We start from the raw sequence: 16116 nt of genomic DNA, 5'->3' as shown, positions 1-16116 counted from the left end.
GGATAAGAGCGGTATTTTTGATCTAAATAATTCGCTATCAGTAACGTTTAAAGGCTACATGAAAAACATCGTACTATTTGCTTCCGGTTCTGGATCCAATGTTGAAAATATCGTTCGCTACTTTCAAGATAATTCAAAGGTAAACATCAGCGCCGTACTTTCGAACAAAAAAGACGCTAAAGTATTGGATAGGTGCAATAATTTGAAAATCAACGCACTGTATTTTAATCGAAACGCTTTTTATGCCACTGAATGTGTGCTCGATATTTTAAGGGCATTCAATCCCGATCTTATCGTTCTGGCGGGCTTTTTGTGGAAAATACCCGAGAACCTTATCGCTGCCTTTCCCGATAAAATCGTAAATATTCACCCAGCCCTTTTGCCTAAATATGGGGGAAAGGGAATGTACGGAAATAATGTACACGAAGCCGTTCGGGCCAATAATGAGACCGAAACGGGCATTACCATCCACTATGTCAATGAAAATTACGACGAAGGCGCCGTTATTCGGCAAGTAAAAACGTCAGTTTGGACAGATGACACCCCAGAAAGCATTGCACGGAAAGTACATGAGCTTGAATACGAATATTTCCCGAAGGTTATTGCGCAATTGTTAGAGGTAGAATAATGGCGAAAAAGGCAAAATTCTATACGGTTTGGCAAGGGAAAAAACCAGGTATCTACGACTCGTGGGCCGATTGCAAAGCGGCCATCACGGGCTTCAAGGGCGCTCAATATAAGTCTTTTGAGACCTTTGAGCAGGCCAAAAAGGCCTTTAATGGCAATTACAACGATTTTAAAGGAAAGAAAAAAGGGAAACCCGTAATGACTCCCGAACAACTGCAAAGGTTCGGCACTCCCAATTACCATTCCATTTCGGTAGATGCGGCCTCCAGTGGAAACCCTGGGGTCATGGAATATCAAGGGGTCGATACCAAAACGGGCAAAAAACTTTTTAGACAGGGGCCTTTTGCCCAAGGAACGAACAATATTGGGGAGTTCTTGGCCATTGTGCACGGGTTGGCCTTTTTAAAACAGAACAAAAGCGACCGTATTATCTATACCGACTCCCGTACGGCTATGAGCTGGGTGCGTAAAAAGACCTGTAACACCAAATTAAAGGAGACGCCGCAGAACAAAGAACTTTTCGATTTGATCCGAAGGGCCTTGGATTGGTTGAAGAACAACTCGTACCAGACCCCCGTTGTAAAATGGGAAACTAAGGCTTGGGGCGAGATACCTGCCGATTTTGGAAGAAAATAAGCTGTTATTGGTATCGGTGTAAGGTTTAAAATATGCTTTGTGCGGCAATTGAATTGTTAAAAGTGGTTTGGGTTTTTGGGGCTGCATTCTTGTCAGTTGCCGTAGCTGCGGAGCTGAAAAAATCTAAGCTGACCGATCACTGTTTTTTGTAAGGGTATATTTGCACATATTCGCATTACAAAACCGTATATTTGCAGCTAAATTAAAAAACTTACATGGGCAAACTTCTAATCGTGGGCACTGTTGCCTTTGACGAAATTGAAACTCCTTTTGGTAAAACCGATAAAATTTTGGGTGGTGCGGCCACCTTTATTGGTCTTGCCGCTTCACAGTATAACGTAGAATCTGCAATTGTATCAGTCGTAGGTGAAGATCTTCCACAGGCTTACTTAGATGTATTAAAGGCCAAGAACATCGATCTTACTTCCCTAGAAATTGTAAAAGGGGGTAAGACCTTTTATTGGAAAGGAAAGTATCATAACGACCTTAACTCTAGGGATACCTTGGTTACGGAACTAAATACCTTAGCGGACTTTAACCCGGTAGTGCCTGAAGGTTTTAAAGATGCAGATGTGGTAATGTTAGGGAATCTTCATCCAAGCACCCAGTTGAGTGTTATTAATCAGATGAAAGAACGACCAAAGCTAATAGTATTGGATACTATGAACTTTTGGATGGACAATGCCCTACCTGAATTGACCGAGGTCATCAAACATATAGACGTGCTTACCATCAACGATGAAGAAGCACGCCAATTGACCAAGGAATACTCCTTGGTAAAAGCGGCGAAGGTCATCCAGGAAATGGGACCTAAATACTTGGTCATAAAAAAGGGAGAGCACGGAGCACTCTTGTTTCATGAGGGTAAAATTTTCTTTGCCCCGGCCTTGCCCCTAGAAGAGGTTTTTGATCCCACAGGAGCGGGAGATACCTTTGCAGGTGGTTTTTCAGGCTATTTGGCGGCAACGGAAAACCTTTCGTTCAACAATATGAAGAATGCGGTAATACACGGTTCAAATTTGGCATCGTTCTCCGTTGAAAAATTCGGCACCGAGCGTATGCAAGAACTGAAGAAGGACGAAGTGAACAAAAGGCTGCATCAATTTAAGGCCTTGACCCAATTTGATATAGAATTACAATAACGACACGCCCCAAATTTAGGGGCTTTTTTAATATGCAGATTTACAATGAGTGACGCTATCAAACATGAATGTGGTATTTCGGTAATTCGCTTGCTTAAGCCTTTGGAATACTATAAGGAGAAGTACGGTACGGCCTTTTACGGGGTGAACAAAATGTACCTGATGATGGAAAAGCAGCACAACCGAGGCCAAGATGGTGCCGGCTTTGCCAGCATAAAGCTTGATGTTGCTCCGGGGGAGCGTTATATGAGCCGGGTGAGGTCAATAGCCCAGCAGCCGATACAAGATATTTTTGCCCAAATCAACGACCGGATCAATAGTACCCTTCAGGAACACCCCGAATATGTTGACGACGTTGCAGCGCAGAAAAAGAACATACCTTATATAGGGGAAGTACTTTTAGGGCACGTGCGCTACGGGACCTTTGGTAAGAATAGTATAGAGAGTGTACACCCTTTCTTAAGGCAGAACAACTGGATGCACCGTAATATTATTGTTGCGGGGAACTTCAACATGACCAATGTTCATGAGTTGTTCGACAATTTGATCCAAATAGGGCAGCACCCTAAGGAAATGGCCGATACGGTAACCGTAATGGAGAAAATCGGTCACTTTTTAGATGATGCCGTTGCCAAGTTGTACAAGCAGATCAAGAAAGAAGGGTACACCAAGCAGGAAGCTTCACCGATTATAGCAGAACGCTTGAAAGTGCATAAAATATTGAGAAGGGCCGCCAAAAACTGGGATGGGGGCTATGCCATGGCCGGTCTTTTGGGCCATGGGGATGCTTTTGTACTCAGGGACCCCGCAGGTATTCGCCCTACCTATTATTACCAAGATGATGAGGTGGTCGTAGTGGCTTCCGAACGTCCGGCGATACAAACCGTTTTTAACGTGCCTTACGAATCGGTCAAGGAATTGGATCCGGGACACGCCATTATTGTCAAAAAAGACGGTACTTCTTCCATAAACCAAATTTTAGAACCTGTAGAGCGAAAGGCCTGTTCTTTTGAACGGATCTATTTTTCTAGGGGAAGCGATAAAGAAATTTATCAAGAACGAAAGAAATTGGGGCGCCTGGTTTTTCCACAAATCCTTAAGGCCATTGACCATGATATAAAGAATACCGTGTTTTCCTATATACCCAATACGGCCGAAACTTCTTTTTTCGGAATGGTGAGGGAAGCACAAAATTACCTGAACAAAAGAAAAGAAGAGCAAATTCTTTCCATTGGTTCAAAAATTACCAGCCAAGAGTTACATGAAATTTTGGAGGTTCGTCCGCGGATCGAGAAAGTGGCCATCAAAGATGCAAAGCTGCGCACTTTTATTACACAAGATAGCAGCCGAGACGATTTGGTGACGCACGTATACGACATTTCATACGGTTCTGTGAAGAAAGGGGACAACCTGGTCATTATAGACGATAGTATCGTTAGGGGAACGACCTTAAAGAAAAGTATACTTCGCATACTCGATAGATTATCGCCCAAAAAGATTATTGTAGTATCGTCGGCACCGCAGATCAGATACCCTGATTGCTATGGTATAGACATGGCCAAGTTAGAAGACTTTATCGCTTTTAGAGCGGCCTTGGCCTTGCACGAAGAGCGCCAGACCATGAATGTTGTAGAAGACATCTATAATAAATGTCTAAAACAGTTAAATACTAAGGATAAAGACGTAATCAATTACGTTAGGGAATTCTATGCACCGTTTACCGCAGACGAGATTTCACAAAAAATCGGAGAGCTGCTCAGTCCTGAAGATATTCGAGCTGAAGTAGAGATCATTTATCAGAGCGTTGAGTCACTTCATGAGGCTTGTCCAAAGAATTTGGGGGACTGGTATTTCACCGGAAACTACCCGACACCAGGGGGCAACCGCGTGGTGAACAAGGCCTTTATCAACTTCTATGAAGGAAAGAACGAAAGGGCATATTAACGATTTGTTTCGATGAAATGCATTTTTTAATGTAGTTCGTCGATCATATAAGCTATTTAGCGTGTTTTTAACTTCTTACAGCTGTTGTGGGACTACATTTGGTCTTGCCATAGCATAAGTAGGTTAAGTTCATGGTAAGATTTGGGGCAAAAAGGTGGAGATTTCTCCACCTTTTTATTTTTACAGACTTTTCTAACCATCTATAAGGTTTTTTACCCTTCACCTGTATTGCGTTTCTATTCACAATATCTCTTTTTCGCTCATTTCGTGTCTTTTATCCGATTTTTATACGGTTCGGCAAAGATGTTTTCACTCGCCTTAACACGGCTGTATATTTGTAGGACCATAGCATAAGTAGGTTAAGTTCATGGTAAGATTTGGGGAAAAAGGCGGAGTTTATCTCCGCCTTTTTATTTTCCAATATTTTCAAAACCATTTTACCCCCTTCCTCGGATAGTTCTCCTTTCCATAGTATAGCTCCAAAATATTGTAAATAATCCGGATTTTATTGATAAAGAGGTATTTCAGCCACGGTTTTAATCGTTCGTCCGAAACCTTTTTCTTAAGCCTCTTGAGGGCTTACATTTGTAGGACCATAGCATAAGTAGGTTAAGTTCATGGTAAGATTTGGGGAAAAAGGCGGAGTTTATCTCCGCCTTTTTATTTTCCAATATTTTCAAAACCATTTTTAACTCCTTCCTCAGATAGTTCTCTTCTCCATAGTATAGCTCCAAAATATTGTAAATAATCCGGATTTTATTGATAAAGAGGTATTTCAGCCACGGTTTTGATCGTTCGTCCGAAACCTTTTTCTTAAGCCTCATAACGCTTTATATTAGTAAGACCATAGCATAAGTAGGTTAAGTTCATGGTAAGATTTGGGGAAAAAAGGCGGAGTTTATCTCCGCCTTTTTATTTTTTCAATACATTCGAAACGATTTTAACTCCTTCCTCAGATAGTTCTCTTCTCCTTAGTATAGCTCCAGAACTTTAGAAATAATCCGGGCTTTATTGATAAAGAAGTATTTCAGCCACGGTTTTGATCGTTCGTCCGAAACCTTTTTCTCAAACCTGATAACGCTTTATATTAGTAGGACCATAGCATAAGTAGGTTAAGTTCATGGTAAGATTTGGGGAAAAAAGGTGGAGCTATGCTCCGCCTTTTTTATTATACAAACCCTTGTAAACATCAGACTTGACGGGCTTTTCAGGCGTTTTTGTCAACAATTGGGTTGAAAAAAAACCCCGAAAATAGTTTTTTTATTTCCCACAATACCAGTATTTTAGTATCGCCATAGCATAAGTAGGTTAAGTTTATGGTAAGATTTGGGACGAAAAGGGTGGAGTTTACTCCGCCCTTTTCTATTTTAAATAAGGAACTAAAAAAACCGCTACGATCTAAATCGTAGCGGTTTTTTGTGTTTTACAAGAGTAAATTCTCGGCTGCTTCTTACTTGTTGGCAGCGTAAAGTTCGGCAACTTTATTCCAATTGATAACATTGAAAAAAGCGCTGATGTAATCAGGTCTCTTGTTTTGATAATTTAAGTAGTATGCGTGTTCCCAAACATCAAGACCTAGGATAGGAAATCCGTCACAGCCTGTTTCGGGCATCAAAGGGTTGTCTTGGTTAGGAGTGGAGCACACTTCCAACTTGCCTCCCTTATGTACGCAAAGCCATGCCCAGCCTGAACCAAAACGGGTAGCGGCGGCGGCACTGAATTTTTCCTTGAAAGCCTCAAATGAACCGAAGGCACTGTTGATGGCATCTGCAAGTTCGCCAGATGGTTCTCCACCTCCATTAGGTGACATAACTTCCCAGAAAAGCGAGTGGTTGTAAAAACCGCCTCCATTGTTTCTGACGGCGCTGTTAGACATGTCTAGGTTCTCAAGGATTTCTTCGATCGATTTGCCGGCCAATGCAGTTCCTTCAATGGCACCGTTCAATTTGGTAGTGTAACCATTGTGGTGTTTTGTATGGTGGATTTCCATTGTTCTAGCGTCGATATGTGGTTCCAATGCGTCGTACGCATAGGGTAATTTTGGTAAATCAAAAGCCATTTTTATGTGTTTTTAGATTAAAAATTAACGAAACCAAATTTACAGTTTTTAACATACAAATTCACTAAATAATTTGTTAAGAACCTTTTTAGAATTAGTATTTTGCATAAAAAAGCACTTGCAACACAGCACTTTTAAAATATATAACGCTTCCGCGGGCTCGGGCAAGACCCATACGCTGACCAAAGAGTACCTTAAAATCGTACTCTCGCCAGGAGACCGTTTCAGTAAAATTTTGGCCATAACGTTTACCAATAAAGCGGTAAACGAAATGAAACACCGTATTTTGGACAGTTTGTTCAAATTTGGTCAGGTCAAGGACGAGGCCGGGGCTCCCCCACTTTTTCTTGACCTGATGAAAGAACTTGGTATCGATGCCGCTGAGTTGCGCCAACGTTCTAAGCAGACCTTAAAGGAAATTCTGCACAACTATGCCTTTTTCGATATTTCTACGATCGATAAGTTTACCCACAGGTTGATCCGAACCTTTGCCAAAGATTTAAAATTGCCCCAAAATTTTGAAGTGGTCTTAGATACCGACCTATTGCTCGATGAAGCGGTGGCAAAACTCGTGCACAAAGCGGGAACGGATAAACAGTTGACCCAGGTTTTGTTGGATTTTGCCCTGGAAAAAATTGACGATGATAAGAGTTGGGATATTGCCTATGACCTAGGAAACATAGGTAAGCTGCTCTTTAGGGAAAACCATGCCGAGCACCTGCAGAACCTCAGGGATAAAAATATTGACGATTTTGTGGGCTTGAAAAAAACCTTGCGCTCCAGAATAAAGGCTACCCAAGAAAGCCTTGTAGGCTTTGCTGACCTGGCCCTGCAGTTGATCGAGCAAAACGGATTGGAATTCCCTGATTTTACGAGGTCTTATTTCCCGAAATTCATGGAAAAAATTTCCAGCGGGGATTTGGCTATAGATTTCAACGCAGGGTGGAAGCAGAATTTTGAAGATACCGTACTTTATAATAAGTCTACTGCAGATGCTACAAAAGCCATATTAGATGATTTGCATCCACAGTTCTCTGAAATCTTCAATAAGATAAGGCATACGTTCTATGAGCTTTCCTTTCTGAAAAATGCCTATTCGAACCTAGTACCTTTAACGGTGCTGAACGCCATACAAGGGGAGGTCAAAAATTTACAGAACGAACGCGATCAACTTTCCATTGCGGAGTTCAATACTATTATATCAAAAGAAATAAAAAATCAGCCTGCGCCTTTTATTTATGAGCGTTTGGGTGAAAAATACCGCCATTATTTTGTTGATGAGTTTCAAGATACCTCAACCTTGCAATGGAATAACCTTATCCCTTTGATCGGTCATGCCTTAGAGGGGGAAGACCTGCAAGGAAATAAGGGCTCCTTGTTTTTGGTGGGCGATGCCAAGCAGGCCATTTATCGCTGGCGAGGTGGCCGCGCAGAACAGTTTCTTGATTTGGTCAATAAAACGGCGAGTCCGTTCGCAATCCCTGCCGAAACCGAATCCTTGCCTACCAATTGGCGTAGTTATGATGAGGTGATCAAATTTAATAACGACTTTTTTACCGCCACCAGTCCCTTTTTGAACAATGCCATGTACAATGCCATGTTCGTAGAAGGGAACCAACAGGGCTGTAATTCAAAACAGGGGGGCACCGTACAGCTCAAGTTTATAGATAAAGACGACGATAAGACCAAAGACGAACAGTACTGTGAGGAAGTACTGGCCACTATTGCGGCCGTCATCGAAAAAAAATACGGCTACGAAGACATTTGTATTTTGGTCAGGGGCAATCGGCAAGGGGTCTTGTTGGCCGATTTTCTCACCCAAGAACAAATACCGACCATTTCGTCAGAGAGTCTTTTGCTCAACAGTAGCGATAAGGTGCGTTTTTTGGCCGACCTCATTGGGTATATCGGTAACCCCGAAGACCTGGAAATCGCCTATAACCTACTTACCTTCCTTTCAAAAGGAAGACAAAGCAGGCACCAATACATTTCAGGGCACCTAAAAAGGCTGCCCGAACTGCTTAAAAATGAATTCGGTCTTGATGTAGACGAACTAAAAGAACTTTCGGTCTACGATGGTATGGAACGGGTGATACGCCAATGTAATTTGGTGGAAGGCTCTGACGCCTATGTTACTTTTTTTATGGATTTTGTTCTGGAAACCGAGCAAAAAGAAGGTACGGGCATTCAGGCTTTTTTAAACCTTTGGGAGAAAAAGAAAGGCAAACTCAGTATTTCGGCACCCGATAATATCGATGCGGTTCGTATAATGACCGTTCATAAATCGAAAGGGCTCGAATTTCCGATCGTGATATTTCCTTTTGCCAATGAGAATATCTACAAGCGAATGGATAAAAAGATATGGCTTCCGCTAAATGCCGAAGCTTTTGACGGGTTCGAGGAAATTTTGGTGACCGAGAAAAAAGAGGTTGAGCACTATGGCGAAGAGGCGGCACAGATCTATTCCGAAGAAGAACACAAAATGGAACTTGATGCCCTTAACCTTTTGTATGTAGCATTGACACGGGCCGAAAAGGCACTTTATGTTATATCGGAAAAGGATTTGGCCAAGGGGCAGCATAAAACGGATTATTATTCGGGACTCTTTATTGAATACCTAAAAGGAAAGGGCTTGTGGTCCGATGACGAATTGACCTATGCCTTTGGCGAACTTGAGGAAGCACCGCAAGTGCATCAAACAAAGGCCTTACGGCAAATCGATTATAGCTTTACCCATAAGGATAGGTCCGGGTTTAAGATTTTGACGCGTTCCGGAATGTTGTGGGATACCGATAGGGAAACCGCAATTTCAAAGGGAAACCTTATACATTATATATTAGGATGTATAGAAAGCGAAGAGGATATAGAGGCCGCATTAAACAAGGCGGTTCGGCAAGGTGAAATAGAAAAGCAGGAAATCGAGGAGGTGCGGGGTAAGTTAGAAGGCATCGTAAAACATCCGAAGTTAAATGCCTATTATACAAAAGGTAATACGGTCAAGAACGAAAAGGATATTATTACCGCCGAGGGCCAAGTTGTACGGCCCGATAGAATTGTCATAAACGGAAACCGGGCGACCCTTATCGATTACAAGACCGGTAAGGCCAATCCGAAGTATAAGGAGCAGCTCTATTTCTATGCCGATGCCTTGACCGACATGGGCTATGTTGTAGAAAATAAGATCATTGTCTATATTAATGATGACATAACACCAGAATTCATATAATAGAGGAAAAGATGTACGGAAAAATTCAGGAGCACCTAAAGCAAGAACTGGCGCAGATCAAGGAAGAAGGTCTTTATAAAAGCGAACGGATTATCACGTCGCCACAAGGGGCGGTGATCAAAATTTCAACGGGAGAAGAGGTCATCAACTTCTGTGCGAACAATTATTTGGGACTTTCGTCCCATCCGGAAGTGATACAGGCGGCCAAAGATACCCTTGATAGCCATGGCTTTGGTATGTCGTCGGTACGTTTTATTTGCGGTACCCAAGACATACACAAAGAGCTCGAAAGGAAAATAGCCGATTTTTACGGTACGGAAGATACCATATTATATGCTGCGGCCTTTGATGCCAATGGTGGGGTCTTTGAGCCCTTGTTTACAGCCGAAGATGCCATCATATCCGATGCACTCAACCACGCATCCATTATTGATGGGGTGAGATTGTGCAAGGCCAAACGTTACCGCTATGCCAATAGCGACATGGAAGACCTTGAAAAACAATTGAAGCAGGCCGATGCAGATGGGGCACGGTTCAAGATAATCGTAACGGATGGCGTATTCTCTATGGATGGTCTCGTGGCTCCATTGGATCAGATCTGTGACTTGGCGGATCAATACGATGCCCTCGTTATGATAGATGAATGTCATGCAACCGGCTTTATAGGCCCGACCGGAAAAGGCACTTTGGAAGAAAAAGGTGTTATGGGCCGTATCGATATCATTACGGGTACCTTGGGCAAAGCCCTTGGTGGTGCCATGGGCGGATATACTACCGGTAAAAGGGAAATTATAGAAATTCTACGGCAACGTTCTAGACCCTATCTGTTTTCCAATTCTTTGGCGCCCGCTATCGTAGGGGCTTCCATTAAGGTATTCGAACTTCTTGAAAGGGATGCTTCGCTACGCGATAAGGTGCAGGAAAACGCGGCCTATTTCAAGGAAGGAATGAAGAAAGCCGGCTTCGATATTATAGATGGGGAATCGGCAATTGTGCCCGTAATGCTGTATGACGCCAAATTAGCGCAGGAAATGGCGAGTCGTTTGTTAGAAAAAGGAATTTATGTAATAGGATTTTTCTTCCCAGTAGTCCCAAAAGGGAAGGCGAGAATTCGTGTTCAGCTATCTGCTGCCCATGAAATCAAGCATTTAGACCGTGCTATAGAGGCATTTATCGAGGTTGGAAAGGACTTAAAAATCGTTTAAATGCACTATTTACGGCATTAAATGCGTTAAAAAAAATAAGAAATTGATTTTGTTAATAATATTTAACAACTTACATTTGCAGCTAATAAACACTTAAACTTAAAAATTTGAACATGAAACATCTTAGCAAATTATTGGTTGTTGCTGTCCTTATTGTAGGCATCAATAACATACAAGCGCAAGACGAGAATAATCCATGGCAAGTACAATTCGGAGTTAATGCCATAGATGTGTACCCGACAAGCGATGACAATTTCCCGACACAGACTAGTTCTTTCGGTAATGAGCTTATGAACGCTTCGGACCACTGGAATATTCTTCCTTCTATCTCCTATGTTGGTGTGTCAAGATCTGTAGGTGACGGTCTTTCCGTTGGTGTTAGAGGATCTTTGAACAAAATCAGCAAATTAGGTGATATAGGTGTAGACGATCTTTCGCACTACGCTTTAGATGGTACAATTAAATATAACTTCCTTAAGGAAAAAGTTGTAGATCCATTCGTAGAAGTAGGTGGAGGTTATACCTGGGTTGACGAAATTGGTGCTGGTACCGTTAACGGTGGTGTTGGTGTAAACTTCTGGTTTACTGACAACATCGGTCTTACTGTACAGACTGTTTACAAGCACGCTTTCGAAGATTACGGTCGTAAGCACTGGCAACATTTAGCCGGTATCTCTGTTAAATTTGGTGGTACCGATACTGACGGTGATGGTGTATATGACAAAGATGATGCCTGTCCAGAAGTTGCTGGTCTAGAAGCTTTCAACGGTTGTCCTGATGCTGACGGTGATGGAATCGAAGACAGCAAAGATGCTTGTCCTAACGAAGCTGGTTCTAAAGAAATGAACGGTTGTCCTGATGCTGACGGTGACGGTGTTGCCGATAAAGATGACAAATGTCCTAATGAAGCTGGATTGGCTAACCTAGCAGGTTGTCCTGATGCTGACGGTGACGGTGTTGCCGATGGTGACGATGAGTGTCCTAACGAAGCAGGTCCTGCTGAGAACAAAGGATGCCCATGGCCTGATACTGACGGTGACGGTGTATTGGACAAAGATGACAAATGTCCAGAAGTTGCAGGTACTGTAGCTAACGCTGGTTGTCCTGAAGTTACTGAAGAAGTTCAAAAACAATTGAACGACTACGCTAGAACTATCTTGTTCGATACAGGTAAGTCTTCTATCAAAGCTGAGTCTACTTCTGTAATGGTTGACATCATCACTATCTTGAAAGAGTACCCAACTGCTAAATTTACAGTAGAAGGTCACACTGATAGTGTTGGTAGCAAGAAATTGAACCAAAGCCTTTCTGAATCAAGAGCACTTGCTGTAAAAGAGTTCTTAGTAGAAAAAGGTATCGAAGAGTTCAGATTGTCTGCTATCGGTTACGGTGAAGAAAAGCCAATCGCTTCTAACAACACAAGAAGTGGTAGAAAAGAAAACAGAAGAGTTGAAATCAACTTAGTGAAGTAATTTCTCTCAACTAAATAAATTGAAAAGCCCTGACATTTGTCAGGGCTTTTTTTATTTTTGGCTATGCAGAGTTTTCTAGAGGAAGTAGTCAAAGAAGTTTGGAATAAGCACAGTTCACATGAGCATATCGTTTTTGTGCTGCCGAGCAAGCGTGCGGGTACGTTTCTGAAAAATGCTATTGCCAAATCGGCCGACAGTACCTTTTTTGCCCCTGAGATATACAGTATCGAAACCTTTATCGAACAGATTTCGGGTTTATCGTATGCTACCAATACCCAGCAACTCTTCATCCTATACAACACCTATCTTAAGGAGTCTTCAAAAGAGAAGGACAGCTTTTATAGTTTCTCCAATTGGGCGCAGACCCTTTTACAAGATTTTAACGAGATCGATCGATATTTAGTTGACGCCAAAAGGCTATTTTCGAATCTTGCCGCCATTCAAGAACTGACACATTGGTCGGTTCAGAAAGAGAAGACCCAAATGATGGAAGATTACCTTCGTTTTTGGCATAATCTCGAATCGCTCTACAGCAATTTTAACGAGGCCCTTTTGTCTTCTGGCCTTGGACATCAGGGTTTGGTATATCGCGAAGCGTATGATAAGTTGGGCGACTATCTCGATGAGAACCCTGGCAAGTTCTTCGTTTTTATTGGGTTCAATGCCTTGAATACGGCGGAAACCAAAATCATACAGCATATACTCGAACATGCCGACTCCGATATCTATTGGGATATTGATTCTTATTTTCTTGAGGATAAGGTACACGATGCAGGCTTTTTTTTAAGACAGCATCTTAAAACATGGCCTTATCTTAAGAACAACGCCTTAAAAGGAGTAAGTTCCTATTACCTTGGCGATAAGAATATCAATATTATCGGTGTGCCGAAAAATGTATCGCAAGCAAAGTATACGGCACACTTACTAGAGGAAATACAGGCCAAACAACCCGCTGATTTAGCCCGTACCGCGGTAGTGTTGGGCGATGAATCCCTTTTGAACCCTGTCTTGAATTCCATACCTGAAAGCATCGAAAGGGTCAATGTTACCATGGGCTATCCTTTGAACAAGATTCCCTTGGCCAGTTTGTTCGACCAGTTCATCAATTTGTATATCAATCGCAACGAACAGGGTTGGTTTTACCAGAACCTTTTGTCGTTTTTGGCGCATCCGTACGTGCAGACCCTTTTGCACGCCGGGAATACGGCCGAAAGGGGGAATTCTATTGAGGAAACTATTAAAAGTAAGAACTGGGTCTATATAAATGCGGATCAGATCAAACAGATAGAAGGGGGCGAAGGAGGGGCTACCCAGCTTCTTTTTCATAAGGAAACACCTTCTCCCAAAGAAATTCTGGAACTCTGTTTACGTATCATCGCGGTCCTTAAAGACCGGCTTCATAACGCTAAGGATGCCCTGGCATTGGAGTATCTTTATAGGTATTTCAATCTGTTCAACCAGCTATCGGACCTGGTTACCAAGTACGAGTTTATAACCGACCTTAAATCTTTATTGGGACTTTACCGTGAGCTATTGTCTTCTGAAACCCTTGACTTTCAAGGGGAGCCTTTAGAAGGCCTACAGGTAATGGGAATGCTCGAAAGCCGTAACCTAGATTTTGAGACCGTAATCATTACTTCGGTCAACGAAGGCATCCTACCTTCGGGAAAATCGAACAACTCTTTTATTCCCTTTGATCTTAAGGTGCAATTGGGCCTTCCTACCTATAAGGAAAAGGATGCGGTTTACACCTATCACTTTTACCGCTTGTTACAAAGGGCTAAAAATGTCTATATCCTTTACAACACCGAACCTGATGTATTGGAAGGCGGTGAGCGCAGTAGGCTTATCAACCAATTGCTGACCGATGAAAATAGAAGCTTGAACATACATGAGAGCGTGGCCTCTCCTGCAATAGTGCCGAAACTGCACGCCTTGGAATCTATAGAAAAAGACGCGGGTTTAATCGAATTGATAAAGGCCCATGCCCTAAGGGGGTTTTCACCGACCTCGCTGAGCAATTATGTACGCAACCCCATTGATTTTTACAAGCGCAATTTACTCGGTATAGACGATGTGTTGGAGGTGGAAGAAACCATAGCCGCCAATACTTTCGGAACTATCGTTCACGATACCTTAGAGGAACTCTATACACCTTTTATAGGAAGCATCTTGACTGAGGAAAAGCTGGTGGATGCTAAAACAAAAGTGGTGGAACTGGTAAAAAAACACTTTGCCAAGACCTATTTGGATGGTGATATTTCGAGGGGGAAGAACCTTATAGCATTTAATGTAGTGCTCCGTTATATCGAGAATTTCATCAATCTTGAAATTGCCGATGTCAAAAAACATCAGATCAAGATCATTGGTTTGGAGGAAAATTTAAAGGTGGCCTTAGACATTGATGGGATTGACTTCCCGATCAACCTAAAAGGAAAACTCGATAGGATCGATGAGGTTGATGGTACCTTGAGGATCATAGACTACAAAACGGGTAGTGTTGAACGGAATCAGTTGGAAATTGTAAATGGTACATCCATTACCTCCGATTATAAGTTCAGTAAAGCGTTTCAGCTGCTGTGCTACGCGGGCATGTATGCATCGGAACACCCAGGGGTGCTTATGGAAGCGGGGATCATATCGTTTAAGAAACTGGGGTCGGGCGTTATGAAGTTCGCTACCAAGGATAAGGCGGGGAACGGGGCTAAAAAGGAAACAAAAATAGGGAAAGAAACCCTTTCCCTATTCTCTACCGAGCTTAGCGCCCTAATTACCGAAATCTGTGATATAAACATTCCCTTCACCGAAAAGGAAGTCTAGCTTATACCATAGGTTTCCTATTTATTTTTTATCCGGTCTTGTAGGTCGTACCTCTATTTTACTTGGCAAGGTACGCGGATGCATTTTCAGCAGGTCATATACAAGTTCGCCAATGTCTTCGGGCTGAATTTTCCAGGCATCCTTTTCATTGGTTTCGTTACCGGCAAAATCGGTCGCCACCGAACCGGGCATAATGGTAGATACCTTGATGTCATACTTGCGCAAATCTAGCATGGCCGCTTGGGTAAAACCGACCACCCCGAATTTTGAGGCGTTATATCCGGCTCCCGAAGCAAAAAAGTTGGTGCCGGCCAAACTCGCCAGGGTAATGTAGTAGCCCTTTGATTTTTTCAAGGCTTCTACCGACGCCTTCAGGGTGTGGAATACACCGCTCAAGTTCGTGTCTATCATTTGGTGCCAGGCATCCTCTTCAAGTTCGTCTACCGGGGCAAAATGGCCTACACCGGCGTTGGCTACGACCACATCTAACTGGCCCCAAGTATCCAATATCTTTTGAACCGCTGCCTTTTCATCGCCATGTTTGGCAACGTTTGATGCCAAGGCTAGAACACGGCCTTCCGCGTCGAGCTGCTTTGCAGCTTCCTGTACGGTTTCAAGCGTGCGTCCACTGATGGCCACTCGGGCCCCTGACTCTAATAATTTGGCGGCTACCCCGTAACCGATTCCCTTTGATCCTCCCGTGATATATACTACTTTATCCTTTACATCCATGTGTTTCGTTTTTTTTATAAAATTAAATCGATTTAAACAGAGAAGAAAGAGAAGGGCGTTATACTTTTCTTAAATGCGAGATCTTGGCCGTTTTAATTCTGAATGTGGTCAATACGATACTATTTGTGCAATTTTAACAGTCGGCTTTGTTAATATTGACTAGTGTTTGTTGCCCTAACGTTGATTGTGTAGTTTTTCTTGCCTATACCAGAATAGTAACCTATTTTAGAGGCAGCAGGTTGTTTCTAGAACC

The 16116-nt window shown here is 42.6% G+C and carries 10 protein-coding genes; 8 read left to right on the top strand and 2 right to left on the bottom strand.

Going from position 1 to position 16116, the window contains the following annotated elements:
• Positions 1 to 58 precede the first annotated feature (58 nt).
• The 4 genes from B4Q04_RS03125 to B4Q04_RS03110 all read left to right on the top strand — a co-directional run bounded on the left by B4Q04_RS03125 (position 59) and on the right by B4Q04_RS03110 (position 4349).
• Positions 59 to 628 carry a phosphoribosylglycinamide formyltransferase gene (locus B4Q04_RS03125; protein ID WP_088695977.1) on the top strand — a complete coding sequence of 190 codons (570 nt, stop codon included), beginning with the start codon at positions 59 to 61 and terminating at the stop codon, positions 626 to 628.
• Entirely contained in the window at positions 628 to 1263 is a 636-nt protein-coding gene (locus tag B4Q04_RS03120; protein ID WP_088695976.1) for a viroplasmin family protein, read from the top strand. Before B4Q04_RS03125 ends, B4Q04_RS03120 begins: the two co-directional genes overlap by 1 nt.
• Before the next feature lie 215 nt (positions 1264 to 1478).
• A complete protein-coding gene (locus tag B4Q04_RS03115) occupies positions 1479 to 2405 on the top strand; it encodes a PfkB family carbohydrate kinase (RefSeq protein WP_013992950.1) in 927 nt (308 codons plus the stop codon).
• A 45-nt stretch (positions 2406 to 2450) separates the two neighbouring features.
• The gene (locus B4Q04_RS03110; protein WP_013992949.1) at positions 2451 to 4349 is read left to right on the top strand and encodes an amidophosphoribosyltransferase; all 1899 of its coding nucleotides are present in this window, start codon (positions 2451 to 2453) and stop codon (positions 4347 to 4349) included.
• 1450 nt (positions 4350 to 5799) lie between these two features.
• On the opposite strand, the gene B4Q04_RS03100 is transcribed toward B4Q04_RS03110, so the two are convergent.
• On the bottom strand, positions 5800 to 6408 hold the full coding sequence (locus B4Q04_RS03100; protein ID WP_088695974.1) for a superoxide dismutase: 609 nt from the start codon (positions 6406 to 6408) through the stop codon (positions 5800 to 5802).
• Between the two features lie 118 nt (positions 6409 to 6526).
• Between B4Q04_RS03100 and B4Q04_RS03095 the strand changes: the two genes are divergently transcribed.
• The 4 genes from B4Q04_RS03095 to B4Q04_RS03080 all read left to right on the top strand — a co-directional run bounded on the left by B4Q04_RS03095 (position 6527) and on the right by B4Q04_RS03080 (position 15131).
• A complete protein-coding gene (locus tag B4Q04_RS03095; protein WP_046287396.1) occupies positions 6527 to 9634 on the top strand; it encodes a UvrD-helicase domain-containing protein in 3108 nt (1035 codons plus the stop codon).
• An 11-nt stretch (positions 9635 to 9645) separates the two neighbouring features.
• Positions 9646 to 10839 (top strand): glycine C-acetyltransferase, encoded by a 1194-nt coding sequence (gene kbl, locus B4Q04_RS03090; RefSeq protein ID WP_013992945.1) that lies wholly within the window; start codon positions 9646 to 9648, stop codon positions 10837 to 10839.
• 113 nt (positions 10840 to 10952) lie between these two features.
• The gene (locus tag B4Q04_RS03085; protein ID WP_013992944.1) at positions 10953 to 12311 is read left to right on the top strand and encodes an OmpA family protein; all 1359 of its coding nucleotides are present in this window, start codon (positions 10953 to 10955) and stop codon (positions 12309 to 12311) included.
• Positions 12312 to 12374: 63 nt separating this feature from the next.
• A complete protein-coding gene (locus B4Q04_RS03080) occupies positions 12375 to 15131 on the top strand; it encodes a PD-(D/E)XK nuclease family protein (protein ID WP_088695973.1) in 2757 nt (918 codons plus the stop codon).
• Positions 15132 to 15152: 21 nt separating this feature from the next.
• Here the strand turns inward: B4Q04_RS03080 and B4Q04_RS03075 are convergent, their stop codons facing one another.
• Positions 15153 to 15863 (bottom strand): SDR family oxidoreductase, encoded by a 711-nt coding sequence (locus B4Q04_RS03075; protein ID WP_013992942.1) that lies wholly within the window; start codon positions 15861 to 15863, stop codon positions 15153 to 15155.
• Between the last annotated feature and the right edge of the window lie 253 nt (positions 15864 to 16116).

It is taken from the genome of Zobellia sp. OII3, from assembly GCF_002211465.1.
In the GTDB taxonomy this organism is placed as follows: domain Bacteria; phylum Bacteroidota; class Bacteroidia; order Flavobacteriales; family Flavobacteriaceae; genus Zobellia; species Zobellia galactanivorans.
The sequence above is the reverse complement of the archived record's forward strand: the minus strand, read 5'-3'. Positions and strand labels throughout refer to the sequence as shown.